This is a genomic window from Balneola vulgaris DSM 17893 (genome assembly GCF_000375465.1).
In the GTDB taxonomy this organism is placed as follows: Bacteria; Bacteroidota; Rhodothermia; order Balneolales; family Balneolaceae; genus Balneola; species Balneola vulgaris.
Genome location: NZ_AQXH01000001.1, coordinates 432621 through 451704, shown reverse-complemented (window position 1 = coordinate 451704; position 19084 = coordinate 432621). Strand labels below are relative to the sequence as shown.

Genomic DNA, 19084 nt, shown 5'->3' with positions numbered 1-19084 from the left:
TATGTTCGCACGCGACGGTTATTTTACAATGGCTGCTGCCACCGTAATTACGGCAACAGTCTGTGCCCTTACTTACACTTACGTTGATCATTGGATAGCATACCTTCTGTATGCCGTGGTGTTAGTTTCCTGGGGGATTGTTATTTATTTTTTCAGAGATCCAGAACGAACTACACCTGAGGGAGATAATTTAATTATTTCACCAGCTGATGGGGTAGTAGTTCAGATAAAAGAATACGAGGAAGATGTTTACATCAAAGGTAAGGCTACTCAAATTAGTATCTTTTTATCTCCGTTGGATGTTCATGTAAACAGAAATCCAGTGGATGGTAAACTGGAGTATTTGAAATACCATCCTGGAAAGTATTTAATGGCATGGAACGAACATGCTTCTGAGTTAAATGAGCGGGCAGATTTTGGTGTACTTCACCCAACGGGTACTAAGTTTTTCTTTAAACAAATTACCGGTTTCTTAGCTCGCCGAATTGTATATCATATCAAAGAAGGCGACCAGCTTAAAGCAGGCGAGCGTTTTGGAATGATGAAGTTCGGTTCACGTATGGATGTGATTGTACCTAATAATGTGGTAATCAAAGTTAGAGAGGGCGATCGTACTGTTGCAGGTGAATCTGTAATTGGGGAGATTCTCCTATGAAATACCCTATCCAAAAAAAGTACGGTTCATTCAAAGAAAAGCGAGAGCGACAAAGGCGGAATAAACCTCCTGTAAATCGCAGGATAGCAGTGCCTAGCTTCTTCACCTTGATGAACTTATTTAGTGGTTTCCTAGCTATCATATCTATTGCAAATGGAGAGTTAGAGCGTGGAGCATGGTTGATTGCAGTAGCAGGCCTCTTCGACGTTTTAGATGGCCTTATGGCTCGACTAGCGGACGCTACCAGCGACTTTGGTATAGAACTCGACTCATTAAGTGATATGGTCTCATTTGGGGTAGCTCCTGGTTTTCTAATCTATACGTTCAGCTTACATGAATTAGGAACACTAGGAATTCTAATTAGTGCTATTCCACCATTATGTGGTGCAGTAAGATTGGCGCGTTTCAATGTAAATGCACGCTTATCACCTAAAGCTGATTATTTTATTGGTCTACCAATTCCAGCTCAAGCCATTATTCTTGGTTCGTTTTTCCTCACTTTTAAAGATGAGTTAGATTTATTTCAAGGACTTGATCAAGGGGTAAACTCGGTACTTGTACCAGTTGTTATACTGATCTCATTTCTGATGGTAAGCACGATTCATTTTGATAAAATTCCTCGCTTTGATCGTCGATCTATAAAAGAGAAAAGAGGTCGAATTTTACTGTTAGTGGCCTATTTAATACTGATCATATTCTTCAAAGAATATGGCCTCATGATCGTTTTTATAGTGTTCATCACTAAAGGACTTGTTCTAGGAGCGATTCACTATTTCAGTAATGATTTTGATGTGGACGGAGAAGAGCATTTCCAAGATTACAGCTGATACTTAGCTATCTAGTTAGTAAGTGATCAACAATTTTTTTAGCTGTATTCCCATCTCCATAAACGGATAAGGGCATTTTTTTGGATGCATTCGAAAGAACACGATGTGTAGCTTCAACAATCTTTTTGGGATCTGTACCAAGTAATTCAGTAAAGTCTGAATCTAGAAGCTCCTGACGTTCCGTCTTGGTTCGCAATACCAATAACTTTTTCCCAAGTGCTGCGGCTTCCTCTTGAAGTCCACCTGAGTCAGTTAATATTAAATCACAACGATCTAATAAGTGCTGAAATTCAACATATCCAAGCGGTGATAGAATTTTGAACCGTTCGTTGTTCACTGAAAAGGCTTCAATGCTCTCCTGTAATTTCGGGTTAGGATGTGCAGGGAATAACACGATAATGTTTGGTTCTACTACCAACAATTGATGAATCGCTTTCAATACCTGAATGAATGGCTTCCCGATGTTTTCACGACGGTGAAGTGTAAGGAGCACCAGTTTATCTTCCTGTGAAATGGATGATAAAAGGGAAGGGGTTGAGTTTTGGTAATTAGAAAGAGCACGAATTGTCTTTAGGGCATCAACAACAGTGTTGCCAGTTAGCGTAATGGCATCTTCTGAAATTCCCTCATTCACTAGATTATGTATTGCTTGCGTAGTTGGTGCAAAATGATGGGTTGCAATGGCACTAATTTGTTTTCGATTTAATTCTTCAGGAAATGGATTATGCATATCAAAAGATCGAAGTCCAGCTTCCACGTGATATACAGGTATCTTTAAATAAAACGCCGCTAAGGCACCAACATAAGCAGAAGTGGTATCGCCTTGAACAATGAGCGCATCTAATTTAATCGTACGCAATAGCTTGGAAAGGTGATGAAGTAAATACTCGGTTAGAGCTGCTAATCCCGGTGCATGGTGCATGCTCTTCAGGTTGTAGTCTACCTTAATCTGAAATAGATCCAACATACTTGATGCTAATTCTTCATGTTGCCCAGTGTGAATGACCGTAGTGGGAATTGCTCTGTTTTGTAATTCCTTATAAACTGGAGCTAGCTTAATTATTTCAGGACGGGTACCAAAGAGTATTCCGATATTCATGAGTTCAATACTTTTTGGTATACCGTTAATGTTTGTTTAGCCACTTCAGACCATAGATATCGGGATTGGATATGGTCTCTTAATTGATTGTTTTTCCCTTTCATTTGTGAGGATTCAAGAGCTTCAGAAATGGATGAAGTAGATGTAGGATCAATATATATCGCAAAATCTTTGAAATACTCTTGGGTCCCACCTTTTTCCGTAATTACAATATTTGCACCTGCTAAAGCAGCTTCCATAGCCGCAATGCCAGGCGTTTCAAACAAAGAAGGAAGTACAAAGGTTTTACATGCAGCATATGCAGATGCGAGCATTTCAGAGTCGTGTGGCAATGCATCAATGATAGTAACATGAGCTAAGCTTTCAGCTAGTTGAGTACACTGTTTACTGTATTCGGATTGATCAAAAGATCCTATAATCACCACGGGATGGTTTATGCTTTTACTCGCTTCAAGTAATGAGTATACATTTTTCCTTTTTGAAGAAGCATGACCAACAAAGAGTATGAAGTCTTTAATACCATAGGTATCCTCAAACAAAGTAAGAGAGGCATCCTTGAATCGTTCTTCTACGCCATTGGGAATAGGATCTATTTTATGACTCGGAATGGATAATCCTTCAATAATTAAAGATGCTTCTGCTAAGGTATTAGGAACTAAATGAGTAGCTAAAGTACAAGCTTGCTGTTTGATTCTAAACTCTGAAAACATGCCCTCATGGAGTTTCCCAACCAGGTTTTCTCCTTTCAATATCGACTTTACCGTAGAGGAGGATCGATTGGAATACATCACCGGAGATAGCACTATTTTCTTATCGAGGGCATTTAATTGTCGAAGAATACCAATATTCTCGATGCTCGCACTAAATACGTGGTATAGATCTATATCAAGTTCATTGAGTTGATCCCACGGTGAGACTAAAACAACCTCAACGCCTAGATTTTTCAGATGCTGGGCGGTCATAAGTGCTTGAGTACGAACGCCACCGTTCACCGCAGCAATGGATTGAGGGGCAATGAAACCAACTTTCATAATCGCTCCCTGTTTTTCCAATCTATGATACTAGTTTTAAGTAAAGCCAAACGATTCCCTTTTAATTTGCTTAGCTGTTGTTCTGTAAATGCCTTTTGCGTGGATAAGGTAATCAATTCTCCAGATTCAGTGCTATGCTGTTGTTTAGTCTGAGGCATCACTAGAATGCTATCAACTTTAGATTGAACGCCAAAAAGGAATTTAGAGTCAGATTGAGTGGAAATTGTTAGAGCTCCATTGTGTAGATACGCTTCAAAACTTAGTGAAGCTCGTTCTTGGCAGAATGATGTAATCTCACTAAAACTAAGGGAGGGTAATTTCTTTTCATTTACCCATTTAAATATACTTTTCAGTGCCTCAAGTCCTTTTTGCATAGGATGATGATAGAGCATGAGTGGCTTCTGTAGTCCGATTTGTTGTTCAGCATAGTTGAGAAAATATTCCTCCATCATTGAAGAGGAATATCGTTTTCTACTTAAGCTACCCGTGCAGATAGGGTGAATAGGAATTTGTAAGAACTCACGCTTTTCAATGGAAAGAGTATGCGGTAAGGCGTCATAGCTAATTGAGAAATCGGATAAATAGTGCAGGTCAAAATCTTTGATAGTATCCCACATGGCTTGATTCCAGATACCATAGGGAGCGCAATAACCATTGGGCTTTATCCCATGATCAGATAAAACATCCATACCTCTATTTAAATTAATAGATGTTTTTGCAGGCGAAGAAGAGGTGCCGTGTTCATACCCATGAAATGCTAGCTCTTGGTTTTCGTAGCTTTTTAGGTGATCTAAATATTCCTCATGCTGCTTAACGTGTAAAAACCAGGTCCCCTTTATCTTTTCCGCTTTTAAAAGGTGGTAAAGCTCATCAAGCTTTTCCTTTGTACCAAAATCTGAATCAATTCTAAACCCAAAGTAGGGCTTAGTAGAGGGGGAAGTCCATTTTGTTACTAAGGGTAGATCTTGATTTAAGTGAAGTTGTAGTAAACAGCGGTATACTATGTCTTGCAATACACCTAGAGATAGATTCGCAACAAGTTCATCAGGGTTGGGTTCAATGTGACTTGAAAAGTACTTCCGTGTACTCTGAGCTGTATATTCAATGTTGGAAGCATCGATTCCGATAAAGCCAACATTTGGTTCTTCGAAATGTATTAGTCCACCAAACAAATCTGAATTCGAACATAGAGCAACCGTTTGATACACATCCATATATGGAATGTGATGGAATAACGGATGACTTTCGGTATTCCAAATGCGTTTTACAAAGCGTTGGGTGAGTTTACTCGTAAGAATTTGGCTTTTGGTGGCTATTTGAAGGATGGCTCCATGGTTCGCCTTATACCTATCTATATTCTGAAGCTGTTCGGGGGAGAAATGAGAATCATTTTCAATAATTATAGCCGAATAATGCGACTCCAAATCTTCAAAACTAGAGATCTCTTGGTACCAAACTCCCAAACTGTTTAAGAGCTCTCTTAGAACTACTGAAGGACTGTGAACACCTATGCAGAGTCGTTTTTTCATCGAATGAGCTTTTCTCTTAACCAGTTTAATTCACCAATCTTAATCACTTTAGAATACCAACTGCCCAATGGGATGGTTACCAAAATCAAAAGGTTTGCGATAATGAGATGTGGGTTAAGTAACTCAATAGCAGTAAAGAGTATTCCCCCTAAAACCAGCATGATAAATATTGGGAGTAGGGGCTTGATGAAGATCACTTTTCGGAACCAAAAATAAGAACATAACATTAGGAAACATTCAGCCACAACAACACCTATGGCTGCGGTCATGGTATTGCCAATAAATGCACCGATAATGATAACTAGAGTAGCTAAAACACCACCCAGCACAGTGCTATTGAAATAGGCTTTGTCGTTGCTCGTAGCAAGTAACCCAAATGAAAATAGACTGTTCAAAAAGGTGAAGAAGACAAATAGTGATAAAATCTGAAGTATTGGTGCACTTTCTATATACTCGGTTCCAAATAGGGTTTGAACAATTGGTTTAGCATTTACAATCATCAATAGTGCTATAAGTGTTCCCCCAACAATGATGATGTTAAGCACCATTCGAACTCGCTGTTCTGCTAATTTTTTATCGGAAGTCCAGATTGCAGAAAGGTTAGGTAATAGAAGGTTTACAAAAATCCGATCTAGTAACATGGCTATTAACACTACTCGAAATGCGGCCCCATAGATACCCACATCATGCATGGATAAACTCGCTGCAATGAGGATAGGCGGAAGCAACTGCACTACTTGAGCAAATATACCCCCCACACCAATTAAAGAGCTTTTTTTCAAGAGCTCAGGATAAATACTAGTACCCTTTGATGGCGTAACGAAGGGTTTATCAATGAGAGCAAAGGTGGCCAGTATAACAACGGCGGTAGTTACCCCAAAGGTGTACAATATGGGTAGAAAAGTGACGTCCTCAGGACGTTTAATAAGTAACACTACGAGTATGAAATAGAATATGCCATTCATGAATTTCGAGAATGCCACTTTACCAAACTGCTGCTTCCCATTAAAGAACCATTCAATCATCAATGAATAAGGAATAAGGGAATAGAGATACCCCAATATCACCTGCTTCTGTATGCTTTCAAGTGGTAAAATACTAGTAACAATAGTCGCGATAACTAAAACAGCAGCGCCTAGAAGTACTTTTAAGTTAAAGATGTCTTTGACGCTGAATGCCCTTTGCGCTGGATCTTTGGCTACTTCACGAACACCAATATGAACCAAGCCTAAATCTGCCGCCCAAGTGGTATAACCCAAAACAGCTATAGCTACGGTAATTAACCCATAGTATTCCGCACCTAACACCCGCGCTAAATAAATAGAGGCTAGAAAAGCGAGTCCTCTGGAGCTTAAATCTCCAAAAGCTATTAATGATGCTTTTTGTTTAATTCGAGTCATTTACTTCCTTTAAAAGCTGCTGAATAAGCGCCCACTTTTGCTCTTCATTATCAAAAAGATAAACGTGTTCATCTTCTTCATGTGCTTGCATACAACCTTGTTTTGGCGCAACCACAGGAACCTTCATAGTTCGTGCTAAATGAAAGACCCCAGAATTTAATACCTCTTTGTTATTGATAACGACAAGGTCACTGGCACTAAAAAACGTTTCTACTCCTTGGTCGTCAACAAAATGAGGGTAGATAAAAACTTGATCATGATCATGGGCAAAGGCCTGAATGGTTTTAGCTATTTCTCCATTTCCTTTTTTAATATTTCCAGCAACTACTACTTGAGATTGAGGAGTTTTTGAACTCCACTCTTCTAAAAATGTATCGATTTTCTTGTAATGTGAAATTTGCCCAAAGAGTAGAATAGTGGGTTTGGCTGAATCAAGATTTATCAAATATTCAGTTCGAAGTGTTTGAGTAGCTTTATTTCTTGGCTTTAGATGTACCAAGTACTTTGGGTGCTCGAATACTCGGAATTTGTTGGGGGATACTTTATAAAATTCACTAAGGTCAACTATTACTTGTGCACAATGCACATGGATGTTTGTAGCAAGTTTTGCAAACCATCGATGTATAGATGCATGTAGATTTAAAAACTTTCGGTCGTGGGGAATCTTATTGTGGATCGTCCAGATGATAGGCCCGCCAAACAAGTGGAAGAGGTATAAGCACACAAGTTTCCACGGCATGCCCAATAGTGCTTTAGCATCCTGAAATTCTAGCCAGTGATAGTGCCAGATTACAGGTTTTCGTTTCATTAATGCCCATAACGGACGGAAATGTTCAAATACAGATAAACTCCGCACGGAATAAGTTTCACCGTCTAAGATGAGTTCTTGGTATAAGCAGTATAGGTAGTCTGTACGATAGTGATTGAAATCTATTTTAGGGGTTACGAATACCTTAGCCCCGCTAGGGTATATAGATGAATAAAGCTCTCGTATGGAGTTTAATCGTACCAATAGATTAAAATTTATATTGAAGTCCGATAGAATGTAGGGTGCCGAAGCCTAATTCATATGGTACTAATGCATAATGAACAGACAGTTGATCTAGCAGAAAGCCGGCCCCGAATGAAGTTGAACGAGCTGAATCATCAGTTCTGTATCCACCTGTTAGTTGAACGGATTCGGCAATTAGAAACTGAATACTCATGTTGAAATAATCGGGTAACTCATTCACTACATCACTTCCATTGTTGTTTGAATCAGATTCTAATGGATGTACGAAATCTAAAGATGCAGATAACTCAATGGGTAAATCGGGGCTTTTAGGATGGGTATAACTAAACAAGTCGAAGGCCACACCCGTTCTAAGTTCTTTTGGAAGGGCGGAAGCCGTTTCGTTGAGTTCTTCCATTTCGCCCAAGTTAATTACAGACAGGCCTGCACGTATTTTGTCTTCAGCAAATGAGGTAGCGATTCCAAGATTGAAAGCGAAGCCATTCGCTTGGTAGATATAAGAATCTTCATTTAAATACTGAGCCGTAGCACCAATCGAGAAGTAGTTGAAGTCGTATGCAATTGCACCACTCAAGGAGAGGTAGTTCACGGAGAACTCACCATTGGGGTCGCCAGGGTTATTCCGTTGTTCAAAGCCACTGCTACTATTGTTATACACACCGAATGATATTGCTCGGTTACCCTTCACGAAGTTAATTCCGCCAAATAGGTAATTGGTATCATCAATCCAATGAGAGTAGCTGAGGTCGATGGTAGAGGAAGTATTTAATGACAACAAAGCTGGATTCATATAGCTTGATGCTGCACCTTGTGGGGTTGCTGTAGAAGCCCCAGAGATACCAATTGCAGCCGTATTTGGCGCTTGCTTCAGGAAATTGAATCCTGAGTTTTGGGACTGAGCTATTATTGGGAATACACTCAGAATACATACGAATAAAATCGATTTCATAACTTCAGATTAATTGAAAACATATGCATGTTTGATACTTGATAAGGCTCGGTGATAAAGGCATAGTCGATGGATGGTGAAAATTTATCAAATGGAAGATGTACTGAAAAACCAGTGGATAGACCATTACTATTCTTCTCGGAAAGGTCGTGCACTTGATAGCCGCCGTAGATGGTAACGCGTTCGTGTGCCAACCAAGATCCACCGAATCGTAATTGCTTAGCTGAAGAGCTTATGGTCTCAATAGTTTCAATAAATGTAACTTCACCATTACTTACAAAAGGCTCCTCGCTGTCAACTTCCGATTTCATTGACTGAAGCTCATATTCCACCGATAATGTGTACTTTTCTACTTGGTAAGCCACTGCCCATTTATAGCGTACAGGAAATTTATTAATGACATTTCGAGCATTAGATGAGTTGTATAATTCGGCTGAATTCCATTGGTATTCAGCTAATAAATCTTGAATTACGAACGCGATATTAATTTCCTCATTCAGGTGATAGAGAGTCCCAATATCAATTCCTACCGTTGATGCTGCTTCTAGATCAGGATGGAGGCTAGAATAATTGAGTTTGAATCCAATTCCGGCATTAAACTTAGAACTCAATCGAAGACCGAATGCAGCTAACAACTGATATTCACCAGAATCATAATCTTGCGATGGATACCCACTTTGACTTCGTCCATCAATGTTTGAAACACCTGCATGCAATAGGTTAAAGCTTAAACCAGCGGTAGGAGGTAGATCAAATTTAATCCCAGCCGATTGAAGATTTCGGTCAAAGGCTAATGCAGCTACACTTAAATCTAATTGAGTATAATCGGCTTTAATTGCAGAAAGAGCGGGGTTATAGAATGCATAGCTACCATGTTTTGTATGGGCACTCGATGCATTTCCCATAGCCATACTCTTAGGACCAAAGCCTAACCGAAAGGATGCACCTGCAAAACCACCACTTTGTGCATGAGCCATAGTTGAGGCTACGAGAACTAGTAGTGTTAGTATAGGTATGACGCGTAGTTTCATTCTATCACCGAAATTTTACCATGAACTGTTTGCCCATCAAATTCGATGATATATATATAAGTGCCGTTTGCCACTCTTCGTCCGAAGCGATCTTTACCATCCCAAGTAGTTTCATAATCACCAGGCGTATAATCTTGGTTGGTTAGTTCACTTATTAAGTTCATTCCGAAATCAAATACACGAATGCGTACGGTGCTATTCTTATCTACTTCATATCGAATGCGAGTTAATCCACTTTGGGAAGGCGAAAAAGGGTTCGGGTATGCATAAGTATTTACGGATTTAGCATTGGGTTCATGAATATTTCCACCCTCAAGCGGGAAATTAACCCGATGTACTTCCCATGTAACACCAAGATCATTGGTTGAAGCAATTCCGTCGTTAGTTCCAACCCATAATCGATCGGATGTGGTTGCTAATGAAAGGAATCGAGCACCCTCGCGAATAAATGCATTGGCACTTTTAATAGAAGGGAGCTTTGTCCAACTAGTGCCTCCATTTTCTGAGATATATAATCCATTATCACCGGCGGCTATAATCGCACCATCTTTAAACTCAATACTGTTGATCTTTATACCTTTCAGATATTGGTTGAAGCTTTGCCCACCGTTATCTGTGGATACAATTCCAAACTGCTCGCCTGCGGCACTGTTCACTAACCAGTTTGTCATCCAAACACGATTTGTACCTGGTTCTTGCTCAATTTCTATAATCCAACTCCCGAGCAATCCATCGTCGGCTCCGTTAAATACAATGTGGCGCCATTCAATAGAGTCTGTAGGCGCTGTTAACGCATTGTCTGAAATGTTGATGCCAGCTGCAGTTCCAAGCCACACACGTTGTTGATCATCAATGTGTAAACCGAATGCTTTGAGGTTGTCATCAAAAATGGGGTTGTATTTATTTTCACTTTCAACACATCGGCCATTTTGAGTGCTGTTGCATGTAAACCAAAAATAGTCTTGTTGAGTAGGGGTTAAAACCGAAGCGTTTTCAGGTGGAAGTATTACACGTTCCCAAGAATTGCCAAAATCTGTGCTTCGTAATAAACCTGAGGCCCAATTAGCCGAGAACACAACATTGGATCGGAATGCCACATCATAAGGGGGTGACTGTTCCTTAACGGTGATTCTAGTACGAGTATATGTTTCACCACCATATACAAAAGTGGTATCACAGCTATTGCTTGATGAACACCCTGTTTCTGGCCGGGCATCGAGGAGAAATTCAGAAAATCGCCAAGTATCACCACCATCAATACTAAAATAGTATCCCATTGCAGCGGGGAAATTCCCGTCAGGGGTTTCAGAAGTAAATCCCAGTCCAGCTACTAGGGTATCGGGGGCTAAATCGATTGAGAAAACCGAGCCACGTCCATTAACAAGACTATCTGCGTTTTCGGTTAAATACCAATCGTAGGCATTCCCAATATTTCGATTTAATATAGGACTGATCCATAATGTATCTCCGATGCCTTCCATTGAAGAGACAGAGTTTTGACGTATGGAATTAAATTTTGAATCAACGATATAGGCTTTTTGTGCCCACAATTGCGTCGTAATGAAGAGGCTAGCACCGAAAATAAGTAATGACTTAATGCTCATTTAATTACTAATGATGTTAAAAGGTGCTGTTAAGGTATCGCTACTTAAACCGGCTTTATCTATCGCCCAATAGAGAGCCGTTCGGTTATTAGGGGTGTTACTACTGTCTATAATAAAGGTGCGAGTATACACGGAATCGGCAGCTGTTTCATCACCACTGGTTGAACCACCATCATCTAGTAAGTCGAAGGGAGTAGCGCTTAATAAACTTCCATCTTCATTCCTGAAATTCAAATACACATGATCGATGTTTGATTGTCCATCTAAGTCTTCAACTTTGGCTATAAATTTAACCGTGGTGGTATTACTTCCAGAAGGGATAACTACTTGATTTGGGTTATCAACGAACAAAATTTCAGGGGCATTTACAGGAACGCCTATTTGAGGAAGTGTAGCTAGCGTATAAGATGAATTTTCAGATATACGTTTAGGAAATACAATCACGGTATATTCATCAAAATCGATGGTATTAGTGGGAATATTAATGGAAGTGCTAAATTGGGTTATAGGACTGAAATTAGCAGGGAAACTACCTGTAAGTATGGCTTCTTCATTATCTGAACTAAATACAAGGTAGTTCGGTACAGAATCGACTTCGAAATTATATCCATCAACTTGAAGGGAAATAGTTAATAGTGTGTCCTTTTGGCCATCACTGAGTTCAAATCGAATAGTATCTGGATTAACTTCTAAATTCCGGACATAAGGATTTTCGGAAGTGGGTTCTTCCAATGGTAAAGGGTCGTTGCACGCCACTGTTACGAACAGAGTACTGCAGAGTAGAACCAAGCATGAAAAGTTAGATGAAAGCAATTATCGCAAATTAAATACAAGTTGAGGAATAGTAACGATATAATATAGGCGATGTTCTTATTGGTTCGAGAAGATATTACTCAATCAAAAGGGGGATTTCAAGCAAAGTCTGTAATAGTAGAAGACGGAAAGAATTTTTACAGTCTTTTTTAAAACGGAGGGTAATTGGCGTTGCTATTAAAAGTAGACGCTCCTATATTCGCAACCGTTATGATGAACATGCAACAAAACATTATTTGGTGGTGGCCTAGTGCTTATACAAGCAGTGGGTACGTTGCGTAAATAGTTCAGAGAAAGAAATTTTCACATACCCACTGTTCCTTCGGAAGAGTGGGTTTTTTTTTGCCTAATGAAAAAAGAAACATTTTTAAAATTAGCTCAGTCGTACACAGCAATACCGGTGTTTAAACGCCTATTGGCTGATGTTTTGACCCCTGTGTCGTTATTCATGAATATTCGTGAAAACGCCGAACATCCGTTTTTGTTAGAATCGGTAGAGGGTGGGGAGCAGCTTGCTCGTTATTCATTTATAGGACGGAATCCCTATCAGAAGTTAAAGTACGACGGTAGCCAAACTACTTTAGAAACTAAGGAAGGGACTACAGTAATCGATCAGGATTACTTTGAAGTGCTAAAACATCATACTTCAAAGTATTCAGAGCCCATGGTGCCTGAACTTCCACGATTAACGGGTGGGGCTGTTGGGTTCTCATCCTATGATACATTTCGATTGGTTGAGCATCTGCCAAACATCCCAGAAGATGATCTCCAGTTACCTGATGCCATCTGGTGTTTCTATGATCAGATTTTTGCTTTCGACCATGTTAAGCATCAAGTAGTATTGATCAAGACCGTATTTATAGAAGAGGGTGCAGATGTGGAATCACTCTATGAGGATGCACTTAACGATTTAGATATGATGGAAGAAGCCGCTCTTTCGTCCAATTACAAAGCCAGAGACTTTAAAATTGATACAGATTCTCTAAGCAGTAATATTGAGCGAAATCAATTCACCAATATGGTGAAAACAGCGAAAGAACATATCTATGAAGGAGACATCTTTCAAGTAGTGCTTTCGCAACGATTCGAAGCTTCAATGAGTGGGGATGCCTTTATGTTATACAGGGCATTACGAATGGTAAACCCATCACCTTATCTCTTCTTTTTAGATTTCGATGATTTCCAGCTAGTGGGTTCATCTCCCGAGGTATTAGTGAGAGTTCAGGACACCGAAGTAAGAGTACTTCCTATTGCTGGAACGCGTCCACGAGGGAAGACCCATCAAGAAGATTTAGATCTTGAAGTGGAATTGAAAAATGATCCTAAGGAAGTTGCAGAGCATATTATGCTGGTAGACTTAGGTCGAAATGATCTGTCTAGAGTATGCGTGCCCGGTTCGGTTAAAATGGAACGCAATCAAGTGATTGAGCGCTACTCGCATGTAATGCATATTGTGAGTGACGTTACCGGAACCATCGAGCCGAATCGTACCGCTGTTGATGCCCTCATGCAATGTTTCCCTGCAGGTACAGTAAGTGGGGCTCCAAAGATTAGGGCCATGGAAATAATTGACGATTTAGAGCCAACCAAACGAGGTATTTATGCAGGTGCGGTTGGTTATTTTGACTTTTCAGGAAATATGGACACATGTATAGCCATAAGAACTATGGTTGTAACAGATAGTAAAGTCTATATTCAAGCGGGTGCAGGTATTGTAGCCGATAGTGATCCAGATAAAGAATTCGAAGAAACACAAAATAAAGCAGGTGCTCTTGTTCAGGCACTTAGCGTAGCATTGGATATTAAGTAAATGACTAAAAAAACTATACTTTCAGGTATTCAGCCATCGGGCCGACTTCATATAGGGAACTATTTTGGAGCCATGAGACAGCATATTAATATGCAGGCTGAAGGTGATACCTTCTACTTCATCGCCAATTATCACTCGCTAACTTCTCTGAATGATGGGAAGCAGTTGTATCAAAATACCATTGATGTAACGCTTGATTACCTAGCATTAGGGTTAGATCCCAAAACTGCTACATTTTTTGCACAATCGGATGTGCCACAAGTAACCGAACTATCTTGGATGCTAGGAACGCTTTGTCCTGTGAGTTTAATGGAGAAAGGAGTTTCTTACAAAGACAAAATAGCTGCTGGTTTAAAACCAAATATCGGTTTGTTTAGCTATCCCATACTTCAAGCAGCTGATATCCTTATATATCACTCGGATGTAGTTCCGGTTGGGGAAGATCAAAAGCAGAACATTGAAATAGCTCGCGATTTAGCAGGGAAATTCAACCGTGCGTATGATGGTGAATACTTAAAGCTTCCAGAAGAACATATTGTGAAAACGGTTGCGATAGTACCCGGTATTGATGGTAGAAAGATGAGTAAGAGCTATCAGAACACCATTCCAATCTTTGAGGAAGGTAAAAAGCTCAAGAAAATAATCATGAGTATTCAAACGGATTCAAAAGAATTGGAAGACCCGAAGGATCCAGATACCGACAATGTGTTTGCATTGATTAAGCTCTTTGCTTCAAAAGAACGCCAAGCTGAAATCGCAGATAAGTATAGAGCAGGGGGCTATGGCTATGGGCATGCAAAGTTAGAATTGCTCGATCTTGTGAATGAATACTTCGGAGAAGCCCGTGAAAAACGAAAGGCTCTCGAAAACGATTTAGATTATGTAAAAGACGTACTTAGAGAAGGTGGTAAAAAAGCACGCACTAGAGCAGAATCTGTGATGGAACCGATTCGCGAAGCAACAGGTATCATTAGGAGTTTCTGAGATGGTTCTGATAATCGATAACTACGATTCCTTTACATACAATTTGGTTCATCTAGTAGCGGCACAAACCGATGATTACAAAGTGATTCGGAACGACGAATGTACACTAGATGAAATCAAAGAAATGAAGCCTTCTAAGATTTTGATTTCCCCTGGTCCGGGAAGACCAAGTGATGCTGGAATCAGCAAAAAAGTAATTGAAGAACTTGGGAAAACCACCCCAATTTTGGGCGTGTGTTTAGGGCATCAAGCCATTGGAGAAGTGTTTGGAGCAAAAGTTGACTACGCACCTAACTTAATGCACGGCAAGGTTTCACAGGTAGAACATGATGGCAAGTTTATATTCAAAGATGTTGAACCAAACTGTACGGCTACTCGATATCATTCACTAGTACTAGCTCCGAATAGCATCCCTGATGTGCTCGAAATCACAGCTAAATCTGGCGATGTTATAATGGGGGTGCGACACAAGGAGTATCCTATTCAAGGAATTCAGTTTCACCCTGAAAGTATCTTGACAACAGAAGGACCTAAAATGATCACCAACTGGTTACTGCAATCATGACATTCAAAAGTATATTAAACAAACTTTCCTTTTCAGAAGACCTCACACTTATTGAAGCGGGATGGGCCTTAACACAGATTATGGAAGGTGAAATTGAAGGCGATCAAATAGCGTCCTTTTTAACGGCATTACGTATCAAAGGCGAAACTGTGGAAGAACTCACGGCTTTCGTAAAGGTAATGCGTGAGAAGTCTGTTAAAGTAGACGTTGACGTAACCAATGCTATCGACCTTGTTGGTACAGGCGGGGATAAATCTGGTACGTTTAACATCTCCACAGCTGCAAGTTTTGTTGTTGCAGGTGCAGGAGTGCCAGTTATTAAACACGGTAATAGAAGTGCTTCGAGTAAATGTGGAAGTGCGGATGTTTTAGAACACCTTGGCGCAGCTATAGAATTAGGAAAAGAAGGAGTAGAGCAAGTGTACAATGAGGTTGGAATGGCCTTTATGTTTGCCCCTATGTTTCACCCTGCTATGAAGTACGTGATGCCAACTAGACGATCTTTAGGCTTTAGAACATTCTTCAATATTCTAGGTCCTATGGCGAACCCTGCTGGCGTGAAAAAATACGTTATAGGTGCTTTTGATACCGAAGTAGCCCACAAAATGGCTAATATCCTTGCAAATCTAGAAACCGAGTACGCTTACACTTTTAGTGCAGATGATGGCTTAGATGAAGTGAGTATAACAGGTTCATCCACCATCTTTGAACTCAGTAATAAATCAGTTTCTGCTTCCGAGCGATTTAGCCCAACCTCACTTGGCTTTGAGCTTCATAACATGGAGCAATTGATGGGCGATGATGCCGAAAAAAATGCTCAGATACTAAAATCTATTCTAGCGAATAAGTGTACGGATGCCCAAAAAGATATTGTTCTTATAAATGCCACCTTCGCAATTAAAGCTTCGGGGCTAGTAAGTAGCCTAGAAGAAGCCAAAGAAAAGGCAATAGATAGCCTTGAATCAGGTAAAGCAAGAAAAGTGTTTAATAACTTTATAGATGCTACAAATGATGCAATGGGGGTATTTAAGTACTGATGTCTACCATTCTAGATAAAATTGTTGAACAGACCAGAATTGATCTAAAGCATAGAATGCGAGAGGTGAGCTACACCGATTTGCATTCCATGGAGGGATTCGAAAAAGAACGTATAGACTTTAAAGCTGCATTAGCAAAAGGTTCTGTAAGTGGATTAACGGAAACTATACATCCACCTACCGTAATTGCAGAAGTAAAAAAGGCTTCACCATCAAAAGGTATAATCCGAGAGGACTTCGACCCGATTACTATTGCAAAACAATATGAAGAAGGCGGTGCTTCTGCGCTTTCTGTACTTACAGATCAGCCCTTTTTTAAAGGAAATTTAGCCTATTTAGAAGCTATCTCAAAACAAGTGGCATTGCCACTGCTTCGGAAAGACTTTATCATTGACCCTTACCAAGTTAAAGAAGCAAAAGCTTTTGGAGCCGACGCTTTTTTAATCATTGTTGCCATCACTGATGGGCAGCAGTTGGATGAGCTTTTAGCTGCCGCGAAAGAATTCGAATTGTCAGCATTGGTAGAATGTTATGACCAAGCTGACTTTGATCGTTTAGATTTTGAAAAAGTAGACATCTTAGGAGTGAATAACCGAGATCTTCGAAATTTTGAAGTCGATGTGCATCGAGGCATAAGCATCCTTAAACAAGCACCAGAGGATACCGTTTTAGTATCTGAAAGCGGTTTGTCATCCGGGCAAGACATGGCGCTATTGATGAAAGAAGGCATACATTCGGCACTCATTGGTGAATATTTTATGCGCCAACCACACCCCGGGAAAGCGGTAGGCGAATTACTAACATCGACAAAACAAGTATTTGAAAAGGACCTATTGAATGGCTGAAAGAACGAACTTAAAAATCTGTGGAATTACAAACCTTGAAGATGCTCGATACGCTTCTGGGGCAATGGTCGATTACTTAGGCTTTATATTCTATGAAAAGAGCCCACGATACATCGAACCCGCACAAGCTGGAGCTATCATCAACTGGTTGGAAGGCCCTAAAAAAGTGGGTGTGTTTGTAAACCAGCCTTTAGATGAAGTCAATTCAACAGCCAAACAAACGGGTATTGATTTGGTTCAATTACATGGAAGTGAATCTGTTGAGTACTGCGAACTAATTGAAAAACCGGTAATGAAGGTGATTCACATCACTGAAGAATCGACTACAGAATCAGTGATCGAATCCGTGAATTCCTATGCAGACGTTGCCGATTATTTCTTGTTTGACACCAAATTGGGAGATCAATGGGGCGGAACAGGCACTACGTTCGACTGGTCAGTACTGTCTGAAGCATCTATTCCAAAGCCGTTCTTTTTATCAGGTGGTATAAACGTAGAGAATCTAAAAAGTGCTGTTTCTACTGTTAAGCCCTACGGGATTGATGTTTCATCAAGCCTAGAAGAAGAACCCGGTCTTAAAGATTTTGAAAAAGTAGAAGCATTCATGGATGAAATGCGTTCTATTTGGGATAGCGAAGAAGGCTAATTATCCATCATCAAGAAAGAATATTAATACCCATAAATCACTATGTCTGAATCATTAAAAGAGTATCAACAGCCCGATGAGCGTGGTTATTTCGGTAACTTTGGGGGAAAGTTTGTCCCAGAGATTTTAATACCTGCAGTACAAGCGCTTGAAGCGGAGTACCTAAAGGCCAGCAAAGACCCAGCGTTTAATGAACAGTATGAGCAGTTATTAAATGAATATGTGGGTCGACCAACTAAGCTGACCTTCGCTGATAAACTGACCGAGCATTATGGCAAAGCTAAAATCTATTTAAAGCGCGAAGATCTGTGTCATACCGGAGCCCATAAGATTAATAATGCCATCGGACAGGTGTTATTGGCACAACGTATGGGTAAAACACGCATCATTGCTGAGACAGGAGCTGGTCAACATGGAGTGGCTACTGCTACGGCCTGTGCTAAGTTTGGCTTGGAATGTGTAGTGTATATGGGTGCTGAAGACATGGTCCGCCAAAAGCTGAATGTAGATCGAATGACTTTATTAGGTGCTGAAGTACGCTCAGTAGAATCAGGTTCAAAAACACTAAAGGATGCTACGAATGAAGCGATTCGTGATTGGGTAACGAATGTTGAAGACACATTTTATATCATTGGCTCGGTAGTAGGCCCACATCCATACCCTATGATGGTGAGAAACTTCCACCGTGTGATTGGGGATGAGACCAAGCGTCAATTAATGGAACGTGAAAACCGCCTACCCGACTATCTAGTAGCCTGTGTAGGAGGAGGGTCGAATGCGATGGGCTTCTTTTATCCATTCATAAATGATGAAAGCGTAAAAATTATAGGCGTTGAAGCTGCGGGCTATGGCGTTGACTCTGGTAAGACTGCAGCCACTCTTACAAAAGGAACACCAGGAATTTTGCACGGCTCACTAAGCTATTTACTACATGATGAAAATGGGCAGATTGAGTTAGCACACTCTATTAGTGCGGGACTCGATTACCCTGGAATTGGTCCTGAACATTCATACTTACACGACTCAGGTCGAGTAAAATATCATGCCGTTACCGATGCGGAAGCAATGGAAGCTGTAAAGCTCTTGTCTAAGAAAGAAGGCATTATCCCTGCGCTTGAAACCGCTCATGCTTTTGCATGGTTAGAAAACCTTATGCCATCTACCAAAAAAGATGAGGTAGTGGTTGTAAACCTTTCGGGTAGAGGTGATAAGGATATGGGAACAATTTCAGAAAATTTATAGAATCA

18 protein-coding genes are annotated in these 19084 nt (G+C 40.2%); 9 read left to right on the top strand and 9 right to left on the bottom strand.

Translation table 11 applies throughout. The annotated features are described in order from the left end of the window. Position 1: 1 nt before the first annotated feature. Together B155_RS0102125 and pssA are read left to right on the top strand one after the other, a co-directional pair. Positions 2 to 655 (top strand): phosphatidylserine decarboxylase family protein, encoded by a 654-nt coding sequence (locus tag B155_RS0102125; protein WP_040368024.1) that lies wholly within the window; start codon positions 2 to 4, stop codon positions 653 to 655. Next, on the top strand, positions 652 to 1482 hold the full coding sequence (pssA, locus tag B155_RS0102120) for a CDP-diacylglycerol--serine O-phosphatidyltransferase (RefSeq protein ID WP_018126588.1): 831 nt from the start codon (positions 652 to 654) through the stop codon (positions 1480 to 1482). Before B155_RS0102125 ends, pssA begins: the two co-directional genes overlap by 4 nt. A gap of 7 nt (positions 1483 to 1489) precedes the next feature. On the opposite strand, the gene wecB is transcribed toward pssA, so the two are convergent. The 9 genes from wecB to B155_RS0102075 are packed head-to-tail and all read right to left on the bottom strand — an operon-like array spanning position 1490 to position 11950. Continuing rightward, a complete protein-coding gene (gene wecB, locus B155_RS0102115) occupies positions 1490 to 2581 on the bottom strand; it encodes a non-hydrolyzing UDP-N-acetylglucosamine 2-epimerase (protein ID WP_018126587.1) in 1092 nt (363 codons plus the stop codon). Further along, a complete protein-coding gene (locus B155_RS0102110; RefSeq protein WP_018126586.1) occupies positions 2578 to 3612 on the bottom strand; it encodes a glycosyltransferase family 4 protein in 1035 nt (344 codons plus the stop codon). The genes wecB and B155_RS0102110 overlap by 4 nt, the downstream gene beginning before the upstream one ends. Beyond that, on the bottom strand, positions 3609 to 5141 hold the full coding sequence (locus B155_RS0102105) for a polysaccharide deacetylase family protein (protein WP_018126585.1): 1533 nt from the start codon (positions 5139 to 5141) through the stop codon (positions 3609 to 3611). Before B155_RS0102105 ends, B155_RS0102110 begins: the two co-directional genes overlap by 4 nt. Further along, positions 5138 to 6541: an oligosaccharide flippase family protein gene (locus B155_RS0102100; protein ID WP_018126584.1), complete on the bottom strand. Its 1404-nt coding sequence runs from the start codon at positions 6539 to 6541 to the stop codon at positions 5138 to 5140. The genes B155_RS0102105 and B155_RS0102100 overlap by 4 nt, the downstream gene beginning before the upstream one ends. Continuing rightward, positions 6528 to 7553, bottom strand: a complete 1026-nt coding sequence (locus tag B155_RS0102095; RefSeq protein WP_169331259.1) for a glycosyltransferase — start codon at positions 7551 to 7553, stop codon at positions 6528 to 6530. Before B155_RS0102095 ends, B155_RS0102100 begins: the two co-directional genes overlap by 14 nt. A gap of 4 nt (positions 7554 to 7557) precedes the next feature. Beyond that, positions 7558 to 8502, bottom strand: coding sequence for a PorV/PorQ family protein (locus tag B155_RS0102090; RefSeq protein WP_018126582.1), 945 nt, complete (start codon positions 8500 to 8502; stop codon positions 7558 to 7560). Then, positions 8499 to 9533, bottom strand: coding sequence for a PorV/PorQ family protein (locus tag B155_RS0102085; RefSeq protein ID WP_157464701.1), 1035 nt, complete (start codon positions 9531 to 9533; stop codon positions 8499 to 8501). Before B155_RS0102085 ends, B155_RS0102090 begins: the two co-directional genes overlap by 4 nt. Continuing rightward, complete coding sequence (locus B155_RS0102080) at positions 9530 to 11137, bottom strand: sialidase family protein (RefSeq protein ID WP_018126580.1); 1608 nt, start codon at positions 11135 to 11137, stop codon at positions 9530 to 9532. The genes B155_RS0102085 and B155_RS0102080 overlap by 4 nt, the downstream gene beginning before the upstream one ends. Beyond that, positions 11138 to 11950 carry a hypothetical protein gene (locus B155_RS0102075; RefSeq protein ID WP_169331258.1) on the bottom strand — a complete coding sequence of 271 codons (813 nt, stop codon included), beginning with the start codon at positions 11948 to 11950 and terminating at the stop codon, positions 11138 to 11140. It lies immediately after the preceding gene. Between the two features lie 349 nt (positions 11951 to 12299). Here B155_RS0102075 and trpE point away from each other — a divergent pair, with 349 nt between their 5' ends. From trpE to trpB, 7 genes are read left to right on the top strand one after another with little or no spacing between them, the layout of a single operon-like run. Further along, entirely contained in the window at positions 12300 to 13760 is a 1461-nt protein-coding gene (gene trpE / locus B155_RS0102070) for an anthranilate synthase component I (RefSeq protein WP_018126578.1), read from the top strand. Beyond that, positions 13761 to 14744, top strand: a complete 984-nt coding sequence (trpS, locus tag B155_RS0102065) for a tryptophan--tRNA ligase (protein WP_018126577.1) — start codon at positions 13761 to 13763, stop codon at positions 14742 to 14744. Position 14745: 1 nt separating this feature from the next. After that, the gene (locus B155_RS0102060) at positions 14746 to 15309 is read left to right on the top strand and encodes an anthranilate synthase component II (protein ID WP_018126576.1); all 564 of its coding nucleotides are present in this window, start codon (positions 14746 to 14748) and stop codon (positions 15307 to 15309) included. Beyond that, entirely contained in the window at positions 15306 to 16346 is a 1041-nt protein-coding gene (trpD, locus tag B155_RS0102055) for an anthranilate phosphoribosyltransferase (protein ID WP_018126575.1), read from the top strand. The genes B155_RS0102060 and trpD overlap by 4 nt, the downstream gene beginning before the upstream one ends. Then, a complete protein-coding gene (gene trpC / locus B155_RS0102050; RefSeq protein WP_018126574.1) occupies positions 16346 to 17191 on the top strand; it encodes an indole-3-glycerol phosphate synthase TrpC in 846 nt (281 codons plus the stop codon). Before trpD ends, trpC begins: the two co-directional genes overlap by 1 nt. Beyond that, positions 17184 to 17837, top strand: a complete 654-nt coding sequence (locus tag B155_RS0102045; protein WP_018126573.1) for a phosphoribosylanthranilate isomerase — start codon at positions 17184 to 17186, stop codon at positions 17835 to 17837. The genes trpC and B155_RS0102045 overlap by 8 nt, the downstream gene beginning before the upstream one ends. Before the next feature lie 42 nt (positions 17838 to 17879). Beyond that, positions 17880 to 19079 carry a tryptophan synthase subunit beta gene (trpB, locus tag B155_RS0102040; protein WP_018126572.1) on the top strand — a complete coding sequence of 400 codons (1200 nt, stop codon included), beginning with the start codon at positions 17880 to 17882 and terminating at the stop codon, positions 19077 to 19079. The last annotated feature ends 5 nt before the right edge of the window (positions 19080 to 19084 follow it).